This window comes from Streptomyces sp. NPDC093065, assembly GCF_044754585.1.
In the GTDB taxonomy this organism is placed as follows: domain Bacteria; phylum Actinomycetota; class Actinomycetes; order Streptomycetales; family Streptomycetaceae; genus Streptomyces.
Window position 1 is genome coordinate 34,378 of the sequence record NZ_JBIVPJ010000034.1, and the last position, 20,822, is coordinate 55,199.

At 70.3% G+C, this 20,822-nt stretch carries 12 protein-coding genes; 6 read left to right on the forward strand and 6 right to left on the reverse strand.

Going from position 1 to position 20,822, the window contains the following annotated elements; translation table 11 throughout:
- The first annotated feature begins 7 nt into the window (after nt 1-7).
- Entirely contained in the window at nt 8-5,596 is a 5,589-nt protein-coding gene (locus tag ACIQFU_RS36115) for an SDR family NAD(P)-dependent oxidoreductase (RefSeq protein ID WP_402557383.1), read from the forward strand.
- A 178-nt stretch (nt 5,597-5,774) separates the two neighbouring features.
- Nucleotides 5,775-6,227, forward strand: coding sequence for an enediyne antibiotic chromoprotein (locus ACIQFU_RS36120; protein ID WP_402557385.1), 453 nt, complete (start codon nt 5,775-5,777; stop codon nt 6,225-6,227).
- An 81-nt stretch (nt 6,228-6,308) separates the two neighbouring features.
- Here the strand turns inward: ACIQFU_RS36120 and ACIQFU_RS36125 are convergent, their stop codons facing one another.
- On the reverse strand, nt 6,309-9,098 hold the full coding sequence (locus ACIQFU_RS36125) for a LuxR C-terminal-related transcriptional regulator (RefSeq protein ID WP_402557387.1): 2,790 nt from the start codon (nt 9,096-9,098) through the stop codon (nt 6,309-6,311).
- A gap of 391 nt (nt 9,099-9,489) precedes the next feature.
- Here ACIQFU_RS36125 and ACIQFU_RS36130 point away from each other — a divergent pair, with 391 nt between their 5' ends.
- Nucleotides 9,490-10,290 (forward strand): thioesterase II family protein, encoded by an 801-nt coding sequence (locus tag ACIQFU_RS36130; protein ID WP_402557389.1) that lies wholly within the window; start codon nt 9,490-9,492, stop codon nt 10,288-10,290.
- A gap of 111 nt (nt 10,291-10,401) precedes the next feature.
- Here ACIQFU_RS36130 and rfbB read toward each other — a convergent pair whose 3' ends face one another.
- The 3 genes from rfbB to ACIQFU_RS36145 all read right to left on the reverse strand — a co-directional run bounded on the left by rfbB (nt 10,402) and on the right by ACIQFU_RS36145 (nt 13,513).
- Nucleotides 10,402-11,415 carry a dTDP-glucose 4,6-dehydratase gene (rfbB, locus tag ACIQFU_RS36135; RefSeq protein ID WP_402557391.1) on the reverse strand — a complete coding sequence of 338 codons (1,014 nt, stop codon included), beginning with the start codon at nt 11,413-11,415 and terminating at the stop codon, nt 10,402-10,404.
- A 273-nt stretch (nt 11,416-11,688) separates the two neighbouring features.
- Nucleotides 11,689-13,218 (reverse strand): UDP-N-acetylglucosamine 1-carboxyvinyltransferase, encoded by a 1,530-nt coding sequence (locus ACIQFU_RS36140; protein ID WP_061442025.1) that lies wholly within the window; start codon nt 13,216-13,218, stop codon nt 11,689-11,691.
- A gap of 97 nt (nt 13,219-13,315) precedes the next feature.
- A complete protein-coding gene (locus ACIQFU_RS36145; protein WP_402557393.1) occupies nt 13,316-13,513 on the reverse strand; it encodes a DUF4236 domain-containing protein in 198 nt (65 codons plus the stop codon).
- Between the two features lie 313 nt (nt 13,514-13,826).
- On the opposite strand from ACIQFU_RS36145, the gene acnA reads away from it, so the two are divergent.
- Nucleotides 13,827-16,544 carry an aconitate hydratase AcnA gene (gene acnA, locus ACIQFU_RS36150; protein ID WP_402557416.1) on the forward strand — a complete coding sequence of 906 codons (2,718 nt, stop codon included), beginning with the start codon at nt 13,827-13,829 and terminating at the stop codon, nt 16,542-16,544.
- Nucleotides 16,545-16,632: 88 nt separating this feature from the next.
- Here the strand turns inward: acnA and ACIQFU_RS36155 are convergent, their stop codons facing one another.
- On the reverse strand, nt 16,633-17,568 hold the full coding sequence (locus tag ACIQFU_RS36155) for an FG-GAP repeat domain-containing protein (RefSeq protein WP_402557395.1): 936 nt from the start codon (nt 17,566-17,568) through the stop codon (nt 16,633-16,635).
- 167 nt (nt 17,569-17,735) lie between these two features.
- Nucleotides 17,736-18,728 (reverse strand): acetylxylan esterase, encoded by a 993-nt coding sequence (locus ACIQFU_RS36160; protein ID WP_402557397.1) that lies wholly within the window; start codon nt 18,726-18,728, stop codon nt 17,736-17,738.
- 281 nt (nt 18,729-19,009) lie between these two features.
- Between ACIQFU_RS36160 and ACIQFU_RS36165 the strand changes: the two genes are divergently transcribed.
- Nucleotides 19,010-19,930, forward strand: a complete 921-nt coding sequence (locus ACIQFU_RS36165; protein ID WP_402557399.1) for an ABC transporter permease — start codon at nt 19,010-19,012, stop codon at nt 19,928-19,930.
- Entirely contained in the window at nt 19,924-20,805 is an 882-nt protein-coding gene (locus ACIQFU_RS36170) for a carbohydrate ABC transporter permease (protein ID WP_402557401.1), read from the forward strand. Before ACIQFU_RS36165 ends, ACIQFU_RS36170 begins: the two co-directional genes overlap by 7 nt.
- Nucleotides 20,806-20,822: the final 17 nt, after the last annotated feature.

Sequence of the window (20,822 nt, forward strand, 5' to 3'; positions counted from 1 at the left end):
GAGAACCATGGACACCACCCCGACCACCGAGCGGCTCGCCGAGGCCCTGCGCCGGTCCCTGCTGGAGAACGAGGAACTGCGCGCACGGCAGGCCGAGGCGGAGCGGGCGGCCACCGAACCGGTCGCGATCATCGGCATGGCCTGCCGCTTCCCGGGCGGCGTGACCTCGCCCGAGGAGCTGTGGTCCCTCGTCGACGAGGGACGGGACGCCATCTCCGGCTTCCCCGAGGACCGCGGCTGGGACCTGACCGGCATCTACCACCCCGAACCCGGCACACCCGGCCGCACCCACTCGCGCGAGGGCGGGTTCCTGTACGACGCGGCCGACTTCGACCCCGGCTTCTTCGGCATATCCCCGCGCGAGGCACTCACCATGGACCCGCAGCAGCGGCTCTTCCTGGAGGTCTCCTGGGAAGCGCTGGAACGGGCCGGTGTGGACCCCGCCGTCCTCCGCGGCAGCCACACCGGCGTGTACAGCGGTGTCATGTATCACGACTACGGCGCGGGCAGCAGCGACGGCAGCCTGGTCAGCGGCCGGGTCGCCTACACGCTGGGGCTGGAGGGCCCCGCGGTCACCGTCGACACGGCCTGCTCGTCGTCGCTGGTCACCCTCCACCTGGCCGTCGAGGCGCTGCGCCGCGGGGAGTGCTCCCTGGCACTGGCCGGCGGGGTCACGGTCATGGCGGAGCCCGACATGTTCGTCTACTTCAGCGAACAGCGCGGACTGGCCTCCGACGGCCGCTGCAAGGCGTTTTCCGCGGCGGCGGACGGGGTGGGCTGCGCGGAGGGCGCGGGAGTGCTCCTGGTGGAGCGGCTCTCCGACGCCCGCCGCGCGGGCCACCCCGTGCTCGCCGTCGTACGCGGAGCGGCCGTCAACCAGGACGGGGCGAGCAGCGGCTTCGCCACCCCCAACGGACCGTCCCAGGAGCGGGTGATCGCGCAGGCCCTGGAGCACGCGGGACTCACCGCGGCCGACGTGGACGCGGTCGAGGCACACGGCACCGGCACCCGGCTCGGCGACCCCATCGAGGCACAGGCGCTGCTCGCCACGTACGGCAAGGGGCACACCGCCGAGCGTCCCCTGCTGCTCGGCTCGGTCAAGTCCAACATCGGGCACACCCAGGCCGCGGCGGGTGTCGCCGGTGTGATCAAGACCGTGCAGGCGCTGCGTCACGGCCGGCTGCCGCGGTCCTTGCACTCCGAGCAGCCGTCGCCGCACGTGGACTGGTCGGACGGCAGGGTGCGGCTGCTGACCGGGCCGGTGAAGTGGCCCCGGACCGGAAGACCGCGCAGGGCCGGGGTCTCGTCGTTCGGCATCAGCGGCACCAACGCGCACGTGATCCTGGAGCAGGCGCCGGCCGAGCAGCCGGCGGACGCGGAACCGTCCGCGCCCGCCCGCCCGGGCCCGGACACCCTGCCCTGGCTGCTGTCGGCACGTGATCCGTCGGCGCTGCGGGACCAGGCGGCGAACCTCCTCGGCCTGCTCGAAGCCCGTCCGGACGAGTCGACGTCCGACATCGCTCACGCGCTCGCGACGACCCGGTCCATGTTCGAGCACCGCGCGGTCGTCATCGGCACGGACCGTGCCGGACTCGTCGCCGGCCTCACGCGGTTGGCCACCGCCGGCCCGGAGGGAGCCGTCGGCCCCGGGCTGGTGACGGGCACCGCGCGGGAGCGCGGCAGGACGGCGTTCCTCTTCCCCGGACAAGGATCGCAGCGCGTCGGCATGGGCCGCGAACTGTACGCCCACCCGGAGTTCGCGGCGGCCTTCGACGAGGTGTGCGAGCACCTGCGGCCCCACCTGGACCGGCCGCTGCCCGACGTCGTGTTCGCCGCGCCGGGGACGGAGGCCGCGGATCTGCTGGACACCACGGCCTGGGCGCAGCCGTCGCTGTTCGCCCTGGGGGTGGCCCTCCACCGGCTGGTGACGTCATGGGGTGTGACACCGCACTTCGTCGGCGGCCACTCGGTCGGCGCGCTCACCGCCGCGCATGTGGCCGGCGTGCTGTCGCTGCCGGACGCGAGCGCCCTGGTGGCGGCGCGCGGGCGGCTGATGCAGGCACTGCCCGCCGGCGGTGCCATGGTGTCGGTGGCGGCCACCGAGGAGGAGGTCGCGGCTCACCTCACCGAAGGGGCGGGCGTCGCGGCGGTCAACGGTCCGGCGTCCGTGGTCGTCTCGGGGGCCGAGGACCCGGTGCTGCGGGTGGCCGACCGCTTCCGGACGCTGGGCAGGCGCGTGACCAGGCTGCGTGTCTCGCACGCCTTCCACTCGTCGCTGATGGAGCCCGCTCTCCCCGGCTTCCGCCGGGCCGTCGAGGCCGTCCGCCTGAACGCGCCGAAGCTCTCGGTGATGTCCGACCTGACCGGCGCGATCGCCTCGGCGGACGAACTGACCTCGCCCGAGTACTGGGTACGGCACCTGCGGCAGCCGGTGCGGTTCCACTCCGGAGCCCTGGCGCTGGGCGAGCGCGGTGTGACGAGGTTCCTCGAACTCGGACCCGGCGCGGCTCTGTCCGCGATGGTCCGGGACAGCCTGGACGGCCCCACCGCACTCGCGGTGTCCGCCCTGCCCGGAGCCGAGGACGAGGAACGCTCCCTCCTCACCGCGCTGGCACGCCTGCACACCGACGGCGGCGCCATGCGCTGGGACCGCTTCCTCGCCGCCGCCGGACGCCCGGCACGCCGCGTCGACCTGCCCACCTACCCGTTCCGCCGCAGGCGTTACTGGCTGGACCGGGCGCCGGACGCCGTGCGGGACCCCGCGGGCCTGGGCGTCCAGGCGGCTGACCACCCGCTGCTGGGCGCCGTGCTGCGGACCGCGGACCGCGACGAGATCCTGCTCACCGGCCGGCTCTCGCTACGCGCGCAGCCGTGGCTCGCCGACCATGCGATCGGGGGCCGGTGCCTGTTGCCCGGTACCGCGTTCGTGGAGCTGGCCCTGCGGGCGGGGCGGGAGGCGGGGTGCGAACTGGTCGAGGAACTGACCCTGGAGTCCCCGCTGATCGTGCCGCCCGACGGCGCCGTGGTCGTCCAGGTGCGCACCGGTCCGGCCGATGCGTCGGGCCGGCGCTCCCTCGGCGTCCACTCCCGTCCGGAACACGGCGGGGCGGGACTTCCCTGGACCCGGCACGCCGCCGGGCTCCTCGCCCCCACGACCGGGGGCGAGCCCTACGACATGACGGTGTGGCCGCCTCGCGGCGCGACGCGGGTCGACGTGGCCGGGCGGTACGCGGATCTGGCCGCGCGCGGCTACGGCCACGGGCCCGCGTTCCAGGGCCTACGGGCCGTGTGGACACGCGGTGACGAGGTCTTCGGCGAGGTGAGCCCGCCGCCCGGGACGGCCCAGGACGCGGGCCGCTACCACGTGCATCCGGCACTGGCCGACGCCGCGCTGCACGCGATCGGGCTGGCCGGGGGAGAGGACGAGCGGCCGGTCGTGCCGTTCGCCTGGTCCCGCGTCGCGGTGACCGCACCGGGGGCCACGAGCCTGCGCGTCCGGATCACGCCGGGGGAGGGCGGCGCGGTGGCGCTGGACCTCGCCGACCCGGCGGGCGTCCCGGTCGGCTCGGTCGGGGGCCTGGTCCTGCGGCCGCACACGGGCGCCGGTGCGGGGAACGGGGCACTGTTCCGGGTCGACTGGATCCCGGCGCGGCCCGCAGGCCCGGTGGGCGCGCGGGCGCGCCGTGTAGCTGTGCTCGGTACCGAGGGCGAGGGCCGGCCGGATCTCGCGGCGGCCCTGCGATCCGGCGGGGCCGAGGTGGCGAGGTACCCGGACCTCGGTGCGCTGGGCGACGCAGTGGACGCCGGAGCCCCGGTCCCGGGCGAGGTGTTCGCCGCGTGCTCCGCGGTGACCGGTGAGCCGGTCCCCGAGGCCGCCCGCCGGGTCTCCCGGGAGACGCTGGCGCTGGCGCAGGCCTGGTCGGCCGACGAGAGATTCGCCGATTCGCGGCTGACCGTGGTCACGGCGGGCGCGGTCGCCGCGTCGCCGGGGGAACCAGTGCACGAGCCGGCCCAGGCACCGGCCTGGGGCCTGATACGCAGCGCGCTGCTGGAGGAGCCCGGACGGTTCGCCCTGCTGGACCTGACGGACGGGGCACCGCACGGTACGGCGGTGCTCGACGCACTCGCCGCCGCGGAGAGCGAACTCGCGGTACGCCGTGGCAAGGTGCTCGTGCCGAGGCTCGCCGCGGCCCCGGGCGGGCGGAGCGTGTTCCGGGCACCGGATCCCGACGGCACCGTACTGATCACGGGCAGCACGGGCGTCCTGGGCGGTCTGGTCGCCGGTCATCTCGTACGGGAGCACGGTGCGCGCCGTCTGCTGCTGGTGGGCCGGCGGGGCGCCGACGCCCCCGGTGTCGCCGAACTGGTGGCGGAACTGCGCCGGGCAGGCGCCCAGGTGACGGTGGAGCGGTGCGACGCGGCCGACCGGGAGGCGCTGCGCCGCCTGCTGGCCGCGATACCGGACGCCCATCCCCTGACGGCCGTCGTGCACACCGCGGGCGTCCTCGACGACGGCGTTCTCACGGCGCTGGACGCGGACCGCATGGACACCGTGGCGCGGCCCAAGGTGGACGCCGCCTGGAACCTGCACGAGCTGACACGGGACGCGGACCTCACCTCGTTCGTCCTGTTCTCCTCCGTCGCGGGCGTCACGGGCGCGGCCGGGCAGGCGAACTACGCGGCGGCCAACGCCTTCCTGGACGCGCTGGCCCGGAGCCGCTCGGCCCTCGGGCTGCCCGCGGTGTCGCTGTCCTGGGGCCTGTGGGAGGGCTCCGGCATGGGCGGACGGCTGGCCGGTGCCGACGTCGAGCGGATGAACCGCTCCGGCGTGGGCGGGCTGTCCCAGGAGGAGGGCCTGGCTCTCTTCGACACGGCCCTCGCCACCGGGGAGCCGCACCTGGTGCCCGCAGCGCTGGACCTGGCCGCACTGTCCGCCCCGGGGTCCTTCGTGCAGCCCCTGCTGCGTGGCCTGGTGCCGCCGGCGCCTGCCGCGGACGCGTCCGGTACCGGCTCCCCGGACTCCCCTGACACCGGGGAGTCCGGCGGCCGGTGGCGGAAGGCGCTCAGCGGCCTCGCGGAGGAGGAACGCCAGCGGACCCTGCTGCGTCTCGTGCGTACGGAGACGGCCATGGTGCTCGGCCTGGACGGGCCGGGACAGGTGGGGGCCGAGCGGGGCTTCCTCGACCAGGGGCTCGACTCGCTGATGGCGGTCGAACTCCGCAACCGCCTGGGTGCGCACGCCGGCTTGAGACTGCCCGCGACACTGGTCTTCGACCTTCCCACCCCGATGGCGGTGGCGAAGCACCTCCACGACGCGTTGGGCGACCTGACCGGATCCGGCCGGCAGGAGCCCGCCGCGGGCGAGGGCTTGGACGGGATCGAGGGCGTGCTCGACCGGCTGGAGTCCGTGCTCACGGCAGTTGATGCCCCGGACGACGTGAGGCGCGAGAAGATCGCGGAACGACTGGCCGTGATCGCCGCGGTCTGGGCCCGGCCGCTGCGGGAGGCGGCTTCCGCCGCCGAACCGGAGCGGCACCTGGACGAGGCGACGGCAGAGGAGATTTTCGACATTCTCGACAAGGAGTTCGAAGAGTAGTGGCAGTCGAGAATGCGCCAAAAAGCAGAACAGGGGTGGGGTAAAAGTAAATGCCCCGTACATTTACTTTGCGGTAGAGGGTGCGTTGACAGTCGCGGCGACGTGTATTTAGTCTGCATATCGGAATGGTGAATCGCGCCATTCCAATCTCCCATTTTCCCCACGGAATGAGGTAGACGTGCTTTCCTCCATGAAGCGGCGCCGTACGGTCCACGCCCTCGCCGCCGCGGCTGCGGGTGCCGCCCTGGTGATCGGCGGATCGTCGGCCGCGGTCGCCGCGCCGAGCGCCGCGCCCGCGGTGAGCGTGTCACCGGCGACCGGGCTCTCGGACGGCGACACGGTGGCGGTCCAGATCACCGGGTTCGCGCCGTCGACCACCGTCTACGCCGCGGAGTGCGCCGTCGTCGCCGACGGCGTCGTGGCCTGCAACGTCCCGGACGCCCTGGTGCTCACGACCGACGCGAACGGTGCCGCCTCGGGCGACTCCTTCGCGCGCGCCACCTTCCAGGGCACCGACCTGGCCACCGGCGAGACCCACGCCGTCGACTGTGCCACGGTCGACGGCGGGTGCTTCTTCAACACCACGGCCGACGGCGCGGCCGGCCCGACCACGCCCATCTCCTTCGGCTGACGGGCAGACGTGAAGCGTTTTACCAGGCCGCTGCAGAGGCCTGGTAAAACGCTTCACTATTCTTTTTCGGCAGTATTCTCGTCAGTGGCTCGAACTCGCGTGCAACCGCCCGCGCTCGCTGAGGGCGGGCGGCGAGTCAAGGACATCGCTGTTTTCGGAGAGATAGGGCTGGGGGATTTTCGCCAGCAGATCGGTGCGCTTGCGCACCTTGAGCTTGCGGTAGATCCGGGTGAGGTGCTGTTCCACCGTGCTGATGGTGATGAAGAGCCGGTGCCCGATCTCCCGGTTGGTGTGACCGAGCGCGGCGAGCATGGCGACCTTGCGCTCCGCGTCGCTGAGCGCCGTCATCGAGTTCCCGTCCTGCTGGTCCGCGGGCTTGGTGTGGGACCGCTCCGGCACCGACGTGTGCAGCGTGGGCAGCACCTCGGCATGGCACGCCTTGGCCTCCTGGTCCGCTCGCCGGGCCAGCAGACGTGCCTGGCTGAGGTCCCCCATCTCGCGATGGGCCTGGCTGAGATCGGCGAGCGCGCGGGCCAGTTCGAGGCGGGCGTCGGCTGCTTCCAGGAGCGTGATCGACTCCGTCAGATGCGGCACCCGCTCGGTCGGGCTGCCCACGGCCGCCAGCAGGCGCAGCGAGACGCCGCGCGTGCGGGGCTGCAGCCGGCCCCCGGGGTGGCGCAGTTGTTCCTCGATCAGTTTGCGCGCCTTCTTGCGCTGCCCCTGCCGCAACAGGGCCTCTGCCAGGTCGTTGCGCCAGGGAGCGAGCGAGGGGTTGTCGATGTTGCGCGCCTTCGCCAGTACGCCGCACTGCTCGAAGTCGTTGGCGGCGGCCAGCGGGAGACCCACGGCGAGGTGGTAGTGGCCGCGCGCGTGCAGGTAGACGAGCCCGAACACGGTGTCGTGCATCTCCTCCGGCACCACGCGCTCCAGGAACTCGGCCGCGACGTCGTGGCGCCCCATACCGGTGTTGGCCAGCAGGAGATGGGTCAGCGGGAAGCCGATGAGGACGCCCCAGCTCTGCGGCGAGAGCATGTCGAGCGCGGCGGACGCCTGTGCCTCGGCGGCCACCAGGTCGCCGCGCTGCAACGCCAGCGAAGCTCGCACACATCCGATGATCGCCTGCCAGGTGGTGGCTCCCCGGCGCACCGCCTCCTCGTACAGCGAAGTGCTCCAGAAGGCGGCCCGCTTGTGCTGGTCGGTGTTGCACAGGGTGAGCAGTGCCACCGCACCGGCCTCCGGCAGGGTGTCCTCCAAGGGGCCCTGGAGGATGTACTCCGCGCTGCGGATCGTCTCCTCGGTGGCGCCTTGGGGCCACAGGGGTTCGATCGCAGTCAGTGCCCGGGTCCACTGGTCGCCGGAGGACGACGGACTCAGCGCGTCGCCCGGCGGGTGGACGGGGTCGGTGGGACGGCTGCCGTAGATCAGGTCGAAGGAGAGTTTGAGTTCGGCGACGGCTCGGGCGTCGGCGGGGCTCGTGGCGCGGCTGATCGCCTGCATGGGCTGGAGCGCCGTGTGCCGGTCGCCCTGCCACAGGAGATGCCGTATCAGCGGAACCGCGTCGCGGGGCGCGAGTTCCCCCGCCCGCAGGGCACCTTGAAGAGGCGTCAGGTGCCTCGCCGCCGCAGAGGGGTTGACACGCCATGCCACCTGGATCAGGGCCATGCGGTAGCACCTGCGCTCCCGCTCGTCCTCGCAGTTGCGCATGGCGAGTTCCAGGCAGCGCACGGCGAGTTCGGAGTCGCCGGCGGCGAGCGCGTGGTCGGCGGCGTGCCGCAGGGTGCGCAGAGCCCACCGGCCCGGTACCCGGCCGCTGGCGATGACGTGCCGTGCCACGTCGAGTGTCTCGGCGCCCTGCTCGTAGAGCAGCTCGGCGGCGTGCGTGTGCAGTCGGGCCGCGTCATCGGGGGGCAGGCTCTCCAGGACGGCCGTGGCCATCTCACGGTGCCGGAACCGGTGGTGGCACAGGAGCCCGGCCGCCGTCAGGTTCCACAGCGCCTCGGTGACGGGTTCGGTCTGGAGGTCGAGCAGCTGGGCGGCGAGCTGGGGACCGGCGTGTTCGTCCAGCACCGCGATCGCGCGGGCGACCGGCATCAGCTGCGGGTCCCAGCGGCTCACGCAGTCCAGCACGGCCTGCCGGTAGTGGGGACCGGCAGCGGTGTGGCTGCCGGAGGCCGCGCCGCTGCCCTGCTCGGCCCGGAGGTCGGCGGCCAGCGCGTGGGCCAGCAGTGGATTGCCACCGGTCAGCGCGTAGGCGTCGGCGGCGGGCGTCGGTGGCCCGCCGGGGCCGGCGACGATGTGGGTCACCTCGGCCCGGGACAGCGGCCCGAGCACGATCTTGCGGTCGGGCTGCCGGGTGAGGTCGGCGTGCAGAGGGCGCTTGGGCAGGCCCGGACGGTCCCACTCGCTGAGGACCAGGAGCATGGGAGTCGTGGCCAGCCGTCGGCGCAGGTACAGCAGTACCCGCAGGGAAGCCTGGTCCAGGAAGTGCAGGTCGTCCACCGCGACGACCAGCGGGGTCTCCCGGGTCACCTCCAGGAGGAGGGCGCTGACGGAAGGCACCAGGTGGTCGAGGGCCGGGCGGACGTGCCCCGGGCCGGACGGCGTGTTTCCGCCGGCCAGTTCAGCAATTTCCCTGAGCGCCGATGCCGCCGCCGGTGCGTTGGCGGCCATGTGGCAGATGGCGGCCAGGTCGAGGTCGTGTTCTTCCCGCACTCCCGTGGCGGTCAGCAGTAGTGCTCCGGACTCGTCCGCCTGCCGCGATATCTCGGCGAGTAAACGAGTTTTTCCCCCGGCGATGACTCCGCTGGCCAGTACGAGCCGGCCTCTCCCGCGGAGACTCTCTTCGAGGGACTCCTCCACGGAAGAAAGCACGGAACGTCGTTCGATTTGCATCTTTCGGTAGTCCAATCCCCAGTGCTTCCTTCCGCCGCGTGGAGCTGTGCGGCGGAAGGAAATGAACTCCCTTTCGGAACGCCCCGCTTTGTGTATGTGCTATACGCATCTCGAAGAGAGACCGTGCGGACTTTACTAAAACGGCACGCTTTTTTCTATATTTTTACCCGGCATCCTAGCATGGTCGTCAATGCTGGGAAGGGCTCTCGCCACCCGATCCGAGATCGCTACTGTCCGTGTTCGTGACAGGTATTCCGCAGCGTTCCGTGATCGCTTACGGCGTCGGGTACGGGGTGATAGGGGTTGAGTCGAGGCTGGCCCGCTGTCATGTTGAGCGGGCGTGCCAGGAAAGGGCTTCAGGGGGGACTGCGTGGCATCAGGCGAGATCAGCGGCCCGGACGAGGGGACTCCCGGTTCCTGGGTGCGACGTTTCAGGCCGGTCGGTGACCCCGCCGTCCGGCTGGTGTGCTTTCCCCACGCCGGGGGTTCGGCGACTGCCTTCCTTCCTCTCGTCAAGGCGCTCCCGCCATGGGTCGAGGTGCTCGCCATGCAGTATCCGGGGCGGCAGGACAGACGTCGTGAGCAATTCATGAGAAGCCTTCACGAGTTTACCGAACGATCACTTGGTGAACTTTCCGCCTGGACGGACCGGCCGCTCGCCTTTTTCGGGCACAGTCTCGGCGCCACGATTGCCTTCGAGGTGGCCAGAAGGGCGTCGGAAGCGAATCTGGAAGCCGTCGGTCTTTTTGCCTCCGGGCGACGTGCTCCCGCGCTTCCGCCCGAGGCGCCTTTCGGTGTGCACGACACCGAAACGGCAGTACGTGAACTGGACAAGCTGGGCGGCACGGATTCCGGATTGTTCGACGAGCCGGAGATTCTCGCCATGGTACTGCCCGCGTTGCGCGCGGATTATCACGCGGCGGAGACATATCGGTATGTGCCGGCACCGACGGGACGGGATGTCGACTGTCCTCTCGTAGCCCTGACGGGTGATCGGGACCCCGTGACCACGGTGGCGGACGCCCGTGCCTGGTCCGCCCATACCTCGGGAACGTTCCGCCTGGAGGTGTTCGAAGGCGGCCACTTCTTCCTCACCGAGCAGGCCGCTGCGGTGGCGGACACGGTGGCGGAGTGCCTGCGGGCGTGGGCGCCGCAACCGATGCGCGGCTGACGGCGCTGCTCGTCCGGCGGGCCGCGGCGATCCGGCCGACGCCCGCCTCGGCGACTTCGCCCGGGCGGGGACCGGACCCCGCGTCCGCGGCGGGGTGGGCCGGTCAGGGCGCTAGTGGTTCGCGGCTGTCCAGTCGCCCTCGACCACCGGGCTGCGTCCGATCAGGGGCTCCCACCACGAGCGGTTGGCCGCGTACCAGCGGATGGTCTCGCGCACTCCCGCCTCGAACTCGATCTGCGGCCGCCATCCCAGCTCGTCCCGGAGCTTCGAGGAGTCCAGCAGGTAGCGGCGGTCGTGACCGGGCCGGTCGGGCACCGTCGTGCGCTGTGACGACGGCAGTCCCAGCTCGTCGAGGACCAGGTCCGCCAGCTCCTCGACGCTGGCCTCCACGCCGGTGCCGACGTGGTACGTCTCGCCGATCCGCCCGCGTTCGAGCACCGTGTCGATCGCCCGGCAGTGGTCCAGGGCGTGAATCCACTCGCGCCGGTTGCCGCTGGAGGCGTACACGGGCAGGGGCTTGCCGTCGATCCCCCGGGTGGCGAACAGCGGCAGCACTTTCTCCGGGAACTGGTGGGACCCGTAGTTGTTGGCGCAGTTGGTGAGGGTCACCGGCAGCCCGAAGGTCTCGTGGTAGGCGCGTACGGCGTGGTCCGCACCCGCCTTGGAGGCGTTGTAGGGGGTGCGGGGGCGGTACGGCGTCTCCTCGGTGAACGCCTCCTCGGCGTCCAGGGCCAGGTCCCCGTACACCTCGCAGGTGGAGATGTGGTGGAAACGCTGCACGCCGGCCCGCCTGCAGGCGTCGAGCAGCACCTGGGTGCCCAGCACGTTGGTGCGGAAGAACCGTCCCGGATCCAGCACGGCGAGGCTGTTGTGCGACTCGGCGGCGAAGTTCACCACCACCTGCACCTGATGCTCGGCGAGGACCTTCGCGGTGTGTTCCGGGTTTCCGATGTCTCCGCGGACCAGAGTGACCCGGTCGGCCACGTCGGCCAGGTTCTCCTCCACTCCGGCGTAGGTGAGTGCGTCGAAGGCCACCACGGAGTCCTCGGGGTGGTGGTCGGCCCAGTACCTGGTGAAGTGCGAACCGATGAAACCCGCGGCTCCGGTGACAAGCAGTGAGGTCATGTTCGGCACGTTACTGACGCGGTGTCCGCCGGGGTGCCTTCCGGTGCCAGGACTGTGGTGTTCCAGATCGCTCTACGGGTTCGAAGGGGGGTGCTTCCGGCTGTTCGGTTGTGGCCCGCGGCGCGGCAGGGCACGACGGGCCTCCGCGCGCCGCACGGGACCGGGCCCGGGTGTGAAGCCCCTGAGAAGTCCACAGACGAAGCCGAAACCCCTTCCCTGCTCGCATGTACACAGGTCAGGGGAGGGGTACAACGGCGTTGATCCTGAAGGCTCTCAGATGTCCCGGAAGATCTCGATCTGCGCCCCGATCGAGTTCAGCCGCTCCGCCAGGTCCTCGTAACCGCGGTTGATGACGTACACGTTGCGCAGTACCGAGGTGCCCTCGGCGGCCATCATCGCGAGGAGGACGACCACGGCGGGGCGCAGGGCGGGCGGGCACATCATCTCGGCGGCGCGCCAGCGGGTGGGGCCCTCGACCAGGACGCGGTGGGGGTCCAGGAGCTGGAGGCGGCCGCCGAGGCGGTTCAGGTCCGTGAGGTAGATGGCGCGGTTGTCGTAGACCCAGTCGTGGATGAGGGTCTGGCCCTGGGCGGAGGCGGCGATGGCCGCGAAGAAGGGGACGTTGTCGATGTTCAGGCCCGGGAAGGGCATGGGGTGGATCTTGTCGATCGGTGCTTCGAGCTTGGAGGGGCGGACGGTCAGGTCCACCAGGCGCGTGCGGCCGTTGTCGGCGAAGTACTCCGGGGTGCGGTCGTGGTCGAGGCCCATCTCCTCCAGGACCGCCAGCTCGATCTCCAGGAACTCGATCGGGACACGGCGGACCGTCAGCTCCGACTCCGTGACCACGGCGGCGGCCAGCAGGCTCATCGCCTCGACCGGGTCCTCGGAGGGGGAGTAGTCCACGTCGGCGTCGATGACCGGCATGCCGTGCACGGTGAGGGTGGTGGTGCCGATGCCCTCGACGCGGACGCCCAGGGCTTCGAGGAAGAAGCAGAGGTCCTGGACCATGTAGTTGGAGGAGGCGTTGCGGATGACCGTGACGCCGTCGTGGCGGGCGGCGGCCAGGAGGGCGTTCTCCGTCACCGTGTCGCCGCGCTCGGTCAGGACGATGGGGCGGTCCGGGCGGACCGTGCGGTCGACCACCGCGTGGTAGTGGCCCTCGGTCGCGGCGACGTCCAGGCCGAAGCGGCGCAGCGCGATCATGTGCGGCTCGATGGTGCGGGTGCCGAGGTCGCAGCCGCCGGCGTAGGGCAGCCGGAAGCGGTCCATGCGGTGCAGCAGCGGGCCGAGGAACATGATGATGGAGCGGGTGCGGACGGCGGCCTCGGCGTCGATGGCCTCCATGTCCAGCTCGGCCGGCGGCACGATCTCCAGGTCGGTGCCGTCGTTGACCCAGCGGGTGCGCACGCCGATGGAGTTGAGCACCTCCAGGAGGCGGTAGACCTCCTCGATGCGGGCGACCCGGCGCAGCACCGTGCGCCCCTTGTTGAGCAGCGAGGCGCACAGCAGGGCCACGCAGGCGTTCTTGCTGGTCTTGACGTCGATGGCGCCGGACAGGCGACGGCCGCCGACCACACGCAGGTGCATCGGACCCGCGTAGCCCAGGGAGACGATTTCGCTGTCCAGCGCTTCACCGATCCGGGCGATCATCTCAAGGCTGATGTTCTGGTTGCCGCGCTCGATGCGGTTGACCGCGCTCTGACTGGTGTTGAGCGCCTCCGCGAGCTGTGACTGCGTCCAGCCGCGGTGCTGCCGGGCGTCACGGATGAGTCGGCCGATGCGTACGAGGTAGTCGTCTGCCATGAGGTTGAGGCTATCTCAGATATGAGATCGCGCCTCTCGGGGGGTCCGTCGGAGGGCCGTTCGGGTGACGTGACGTCAAGGAACCCCAGGTGGCGGCTCAGCGGCGCTTGGTCGTCGTGGTGCGGCGCCAGCCCAAAGGTCCCGGCAAATCCATCGATGTCGTACGACGTCCGGTGCTGCTGCGGGTGTGGCGCGGACCGTTCCTGCCGCCGGTCGTGATGGACCACGAGCGTTTGTTGATGTTCAGCTGCACTCCGGGGAGGATTCGGAAACTCTTGCGGAACGTGAGCGGCATCGTGCCCCCTTCCGGGTCGTGCCGGGCCCGCCGGTCGGTCCGGCATGGATCGGATACCCCCGTTCGGCGTAGTGATGGCCGCAGGGGTCACTCGGGACGGGGTGCACGCCACAGGGTGCCCGGACATGACCGGGCCGCCCCTATGTACTAGAGTTATCTCGACATCGAGATATCTGCCGAGGCGTACCGCAGCCGCGCGCCGCTGTCGAGTCTGGCGGTAAGGGTTACCTAACTTAGCCTTACCTTAGCGGATTGGCCAGGGGGCGTGGCGGCAGGATGCGGTGGTACGCGCACATAAATGAAGGAGACTGTCGTGTCGGCGAACAGCTTCGACGCCCGCAGCACACTGCAGGTGGGCGACGAGTCGTACGAGATCTTCCGGCTGGACAAGGTCGAGGGCTCCGCGCGCCTTCCCTACAGCCTGAAGGTGCTGCTGGAGAACCTGCTCCGCACCGAGGACGGCGCGAACATCACCGCCGACCACATCCGCGCCCTCGGCGGCTGGGACTCGCAGGCCCAGCCGTCGCAGGAGATCCAGTTCACGCCGGCCCGCGTGATCATGCAGGACTTCACCGGCGTGCCCTGTGTCGTCGACCTCGCCACCATGCGTGAGGCCGTCAAGGAGCTCGGCGGCGACGCGAACAAGATCAACCCGCTCTCCCCGGCCGAGATGGTCATCGACCACTCCGTCATCGCCGACAAGTTCGGCACCAACGACGCCTTCAAGCAGAACGTGGACCTGGAGTACGGCCGCAACCGCGAGCGCTACCAGTTCCTGCGCTGGGGCCAGACCGCCTTCGACGACTTCAAGGTCGTCCCGCCGGGCACCGGCATCGTCCACCAGGTGAACATCGAGCACCTGGCCCGCGTCGTCATGACCCGCGACGGCAAGGCCTACCCCGACACCCTGGTCGGTACCGACTCGCACACCACCATGGTCAACGGCCTCGGCGTCCTCGGCTGGGGCGTCGGCGGCATCGAGGCCGAGGCCGCGATGCTCGGCCAGCCGGTCTCCATGCTGATCCCGCGCGTCGTCGGCTTCAAGCTGACCGGCGAGCTGACCCCCGGTACCACCGCCACCGACCTGGTGCTCACGATCACCGAGATGCTGCGCAAGCACGGCGTGGTCGGCAAGTTCGTCGAGTTCTACGGCGAGGGCGTGGCCGCCACGAGCCTCGCCAACCGCGCCACCATCGGCAACATGTCGCCGGAGTTCGGCTCCACCGCCGCGATCTTCCCGGTCGACGACGAGACGCTGAACTACATGCGCCTGACCGGCCGCAGCGAGCAGCAGGTCGCCCTGGTCGAGGCGTACGCCAAGGAGCAGGGCCTCTGGCTGGACCCGAAGGCCGAGCCGGACTTCTCCGAGAAGCTGGAGCTCGACCTCTCCACGGTCGTGCCCTCCATCGCCGGCCCGAAGCGCCCGCAGGACCGCATCGTCCTCGCGAACGCCGCCCAGCAGTTCAAGTCGGACGTCCTCAACTACGTGGACGTCGTGGACGAGGCGGGTAAGGAGTCCTTCCCGGCCTCCGACTCCCCGGCCGTCACCCCGAACGGTGCCCCGTCCAACCCGGTCCGCGTGACCGCCCCCGACGGCACCTCGTACGAGCTGGACCACGGTGCGGTGACGGTCGCGGCCATCACCTCCTGCACCAACACCTCCAACCCGTACGTCATGGTCGCCGCCGCCCTGGTCGCCAAGAAGGCGGTCGAGAAGGGCCTGACCCGCAAGCCGTGGGTCAAGACCACCCTCGCCCCGGGCTCCAAGGTCGTCACCGACTACTTCGAGAAGGCGGGCCTGACCCCCTACCTCGACAAGGTCGGCTTCAACCTCGTCGGTTACGGCTGCACCACCTGCATCGGCAACTCCGGCCCGCTGCCGGAGGAGGTCTCCAAGGCCGTCACCGAGCACGACCTCGCCGTCACCTCGGTGCTCTCCGGCAACCGCAACTTCGAGGGCCGGATCAACCCCGACGTCAAGATGAACTACCTGGCGTCCCCGCCGCTGGTCGTCGCCTACGCGCTCGCCGGCTCCATGAAGGTGGACGTCACCAAGGAGGCCCTGGGCACCGACCAGGACGGCAACCCGGTCTTCCTCAAGGACATCTGGCCCTCCGAGGCCGAGGTCAACGACGTCGTCGCCAACGCCATCGGCGAGGACATGTTCTCCAAGTCCTACAGCGACGTCTTCGCGGGCGACGCCCAGTGGCAGGCGCTGTCGATCCCGACCGGCGACACCTTCGAGTGGGACGCCGAGTCCACCTACGTGCGCAAGCCCCCGTACTTCGAGGGCATGGGCATGGAGCCGGCCCCGGTCGAGGACATCTCCGGCGCCCGCGTGCTCGCCAAGCTGGGCGACTCGGTGACGACGGACCACATCTCGCCCGCCGGTGCCATCAAGGCCGACACCCCGGCCGGCAAGTACCTGACGGAGCACGGCGTCGAGCGCCGCGACTTCAACAGCTACGGCTCGCGCCGCGGCAACCACGAGATCATGATCCGCGGCACCTTCGCCAACATCCGCCTGCGCAACCAGATCGCGCCGGGCACCGAGGGCGGCTACACCCGCGACTTCACCAAGGACGGCGGTCCGGTGTCGTTCATCTACGACGCCTCCCGCAACTACATCGAGCAGGGCATCCCGCTCGTCGTCCTGGCCGGCAAGGAGTACGGCTCGGGCTCGTCCCGCGACTGGGCCGCCAAGGGCACCGCGCTGCTCGGCGTCAAGGCCGTCGTCGCCGAGTCCTACGAGCGCATCCACCGCTCGAACCTCATCGGCATGGGCGTCCTGCCGCTGCAGTTCCCGGAGGGCCAGACCGCCGAGTCCCTCGGCCTGACCGGTGAGGAGTCCTTCTCCGTCTCCGGCGTGACCGAGCTGAACGACGGCACCACCCCGCGCACGGTCAAGGTCACCACCGACACCGGCGTCGAGTTCGACGCGGTCGTCCGCATCGACACCCCCGGTGAGGCGGACTACTACCGCAACGGCGGCATCCTGCAGTACGTGCTGCGCAGCCTGATCCGCAAGTAGGCGGCGCGCAACGGTTGAGGGCCGCACCCCCGGTGACGGGGGTGCGGCCCTCGCGCTTGCCCGCCTCAGCGAGGCGTCACCTGCGGCCTCAGAACATCAGGCGGTACGTGTTCCAGCCGCCGCTGCCGATCTTGACCGGTGCCTTGAACGGGGCGGCGGCATTGCCGGTGCCCTTGTACAGGTACAGCGCGCCACTCTTGTTGCGCGCCACCAGGTCGGTGATGCCGTCGATGTCGATGTCGCCGACGGAGACGATGTTGTTGTACGTGTTCCAGCCACCGCCGATGCGGGTGCGGGAGGAGAACGGCGCCTTGTAGTTGCCGGTGCCCTTGTAGAGCCACAGCACGCCGGACTTGTCCTTGGCGACGATGTCGGCCTTGCCGTCACCGGTCAGGTCGCCCTTGCCGGTGATGTGGGTGTAGGCGTTCCAGCCACCGCCGACCTTGTAGCGCTGGGTCAGCTTGCCGTTGCCGTAGCCGAGGTACAGCCACAGGACGCCCGAGCTGTCCCGGCCGAGCAGGTCGTCGGCGGCTGCTCCACCGACGTTCGCGGGCGAGAAGAGCTGGTTGTAGATCTTCCAGCCGTTGCCGATGAGGATGTGCTCCTCGTCGAGACCGAAGTTCCCGTAGTAGAGCTGACCCCCGGCCGTCACCTGCCAGAGGCCGTCCGAGAATCCGTCGGAGTCGTTGTCGACCTGGGTGGCCGCGCGAGCGGTGTCCCAGTAGTCGCCAGCCCAGAAGCGGGAGTCCAGGCCGCCCTCGAAGTCGGGCAGGTAGCCGTACAGGGTGCCCCCGCTGTCCACCCCGTACAGCGGGTTGACCTGCGCGTCCCCGACCAGTGCGGTCGAGCTGAACTTTGAGGCGTCCGACTGCTTCGCATCGATCTGCGGCCGGGACGCGGAAGGTACGGGCGCGTCCGCGGCGACGGCGCTGCCCGCACCGGTCGCCACCAGTGCGGCGGTGAGCGCCGCAGCCGTGGCACGCGCCAGGGCGCGACGCGTGTTCAGGCCGGAGCTTTTGGCCACGTGGGTCCTCCATTTGGTCATGCGGAAGGGATCGGGCGCCGGGATAGGGCACAGCAAGATCCCGATAACTCCGTGATCCTTACACATAGCCTTTACATGTCAATCGGATTACATGAAATTGATACGGGAATACGCCTCAAACGGGCTTAAAAGGCAATGAAGTTGCCTCAGTCGGTCCCCCAGACCGCCGCCAGCCAAGCCAGTTGACGCCGCACATGCACCGCGTCCCCGCCCTCGTGCCCGTTGAAGGGATAGGCGTGGATCTCCTTGCGGGGCTCCGCGCCGGACAGCTCCCCGTACCGGTTGAAGGCGGCGTACGCCCCGCTCGGCGGGCATACCGTGTCGCGCAGGCCCACGCCGAAGTGGGCCGGTGCCTGCGCCCGGCGGGCGAAGGAGACGCCCTCCAGGTAGGCGAGGGTGCGGTACGCGGCACTCTCGGCGCCCCGGTGCACCGACAGGTACGCGGCGATCTCGCCGTAGGGCCCCGCGTCCGTGAGGTCCAGGGCGCGGCGGATGCCGCACAGCAGCGGCGCGGAGACCAGGGCCGCCGCCAGGTCCGGCACCAGGCCCGCGACGGCCAGTGCGAGTCCGCCGCCCTGGCTGTTGCCGACGGCCGCGACGCGCGCCGGGTCCACCCCGGGCAGTGTCCGCACCGTGGCGACCGCGCGGACCGCGTCCGTGATCAGACGGCGGTAGTGGTGGTCGTGCGGGTCGAGCAGTCCGCGTGCCGCGGGGCCGGGTCCGCCGGGTGCGGTCGCGTGCGGGTCGGGGGTGTCGCCGCCGCAGCCGTACTGGTCGCCCTGGCCCCGGTTGTCCATCAGCAGATGCGCGTAACCGGCGGCCACCCAGGTCAGCCGCTCGTGGGGGAGACCCCGGCCGCGCCCGTACCCGGCGTACTCGACGACCGCGGGCAGGGGCGCGTCCACCCCGGCGGGTCTGCTGAACCAGGCGCGCACCGGGTCGCCCCCGAAACCCCGGAAGGTCACGTCCCAGGTCCGGGTCAGCCGGAGTCCGGTCTCCACCGGGTGTGCCGACACGAGGAGTTCGCCGGCCGGTGGTCCGGCGAGGGTCTCCCTCCAGAAGGCGTCGAAGTCTCCGGGTTCGTCGGGGGCCGGACGGTGGTGTGCCAACTCCGTCGGCGGCAGGTCGAACGCGGGCACGGCGGCACCTCGCAGTGGGTTCGATGGGGACCGGCTGAACGGCTGGACGGCCGATCGTTGCGGTAATGGCCCAGAAAGGTGCGATCGACCGTAACAGCTCCGCGCGGCTCTTCACAGGCGTCGATCACCGATCCGTGCATGATTCATGGTGCTCGGCTCGGCCGGAAATCAGCTGTGCACAGGTCATTGACACCGCTTTCCCCGTAGCTCTAGGTTGCCGCGAAGTTACCGGCAGGAGGTCGAAAGTTTCGATCTCCTGTTTCTCACGGGGAGGCTGATTCATGAGCACCTCCACCACGCCGCCCGGTTGGCGGCGTGCGCTGCGCCGCGACTGGCAGCTGTACTCACTGGCCGTACTGCCGTTGCTGTTCTTCCTGGTCTTCCGCTATCTGCCGATGATCGGCAACGTGATCGCCTTCCGCCGCTTCGAACCCGGCGGGTCGATCCTGGGAGAGCAGTGGGTCGGGCTGCGCTACGTGGAGATGTTCCTCAGCGACCCCACCTTCTGGCAGGTGTTCCGCAACACGCTCTGGATCGGCGGCCTCACGCTCGTCTTCTGCTTCCCCGTGCCCATCGTGCTGGCGCTGCTCCTCAACGAGGTGCGCACACGGGCGCTGAAACGGTTCGTGCAGTCGGTGTCGTATCTGCCGCACTTCCTGTCGGTCGTGATCGTCGCCGGAATCACCCTGCAGATGCTCGCCACCGACGGCCCCGTCAACCACGTGCTCGCCCGGTTCGGCCAGGACCCGGTCCGGTTCATCCAGGAACCCGAGTGGTTCCGCACCATCTACGTGGGCTCGGAGATCTGGCAGACCGCCGGCTGGGGCACCATCCTCTACCTGACCGCGCTCACCACGATCGACGACGACCTCTACGAGGCGGCCCGCATCGACGGCGCGAACCGCTGGCGGCAGATCTGGCACGTCACCCTGCCCGGCATCCGGCCCACCATGATCACGCTGCTGATCCTCAACATCGGCACGTTCCTGGCGGTCGGCTTCGAGAAGATCCTGCTCCTCTACAACCCGCTGACCTACGAGACGGGTGACGTGATCTCCACCTACCTCTACCGCACCGGCGTCGAGTCCAACAGCTTCAGCTACGCCGCCGCCATCGGCCTGTTCGAGGCGGTCATCGGCCTGGTGCTCATCACCTCGGCCAACCTGCTCTCGCGCCGCACGGTGGGAACCAGCCTGTGGTGAGCGCCGACCGGCCCACCCGCGGCTACCGCGTCTTCCAGGGCGTCAACGGGCTGGTCCTCACCGGCGTCGTGGTGGTGACGCTCTACCCCTTCCTCAACATCGTCGCCCGCTCCTTCAGCGGGGAGCGCCAGATCCGGGCCGGCGAGGTGACGCTGTGGCCCAAGGGCTTCAACCTCACCACGTACAAGATCGTCTTCCAGGACGGCACCTTCTGGCGCAACTACGGCAACACCGTCTTCTACACGGTCGTCTCCACCGCCATCGCCATGGTCCTGACGACCTGCTACGCCTACGTCCTGTCCAAGAAGCACCTCAGGGGGCGCGGAGTCCTCGTCGGCGTCGCCGTGTTCACCATGTTCTTCTCCGGCGGACTCATTCCCACCTACGTGCTCGTCACCAGCCTCGACCTGAAGAACACCGTGTGGGCGCTGGCCCTCCCGAACGCGATCAGCGTCTTCAACCTGCTGGTGATGAAGGCCTTCTTCGAGAGCCTGCCGGACGAGTTGGAGGAGGCCGCCCAGATCGACGGCCTCAACACCTACGGCATCCTGTTCCGGATCGTGCTGCCGCTGTCCAAGGCGGTCGTCGCGACCATGGTGCTGTTCTACTCGGTGTCCTTCTGGAACTCCTGGTTCGGTGCCTTCCTCTACATGGACCGCATCGAGCTGATGCCGGTCACGGTCTACCTGCGCAACCTCATCGCGGGCGCCACCGGAGGCACCGGCGCGGGCGCGGGCACCGAGCAGCTCACCCAGGTCGCGGCCAACATCCAGGCCGTCACCATCGTGCTCACCGCACTGCCCATCCTCTGCGTGTACCCGTTCGTCCAGCGCTACTTCGTGTCGGGCGTGATGCTCGGCGCCGTCAAGGGCTGAACCCCAGCCACACCGAG

Coding starts and splice junctions, on each gene's coding strand:
- rfbB (WP_402557391.1), bottom strand. CDS start 11,415: ATGACCTCACTGCTTGTCACCGGAGCCGCGGGTTTCATCGGTTCGCAC.
- ACIQFU_RS36145 (WP_402557393.1), bottom strand. CDS start 13,513: ATGCCGCTCACGTTCCGCAAGAGTTTCCGAATCCTCCCCGGAGTGCAG.
- ACIQFU_RS36115 (WP_402557383.1), top strand. CDS start 8: ATGGACACCACCCCGACCACCGAGCGGCTCGCCGAGGCCCTGCGCCGG.
- ACIQFU_RS36165 (WP_402557399.1), top strand. CDS start 19,010: ATGAGCACCTCCACCACGCCGCCCGGTTGGCGGCGTGCGCTGCGCCGC.
- ACIQFU_RS36140 (WP_061442025.1), bottom strand. CDS start 13,218: ATGGCAGACGACTACCTCGTACGCATCGGCCGACTCATCCGTGACGCC.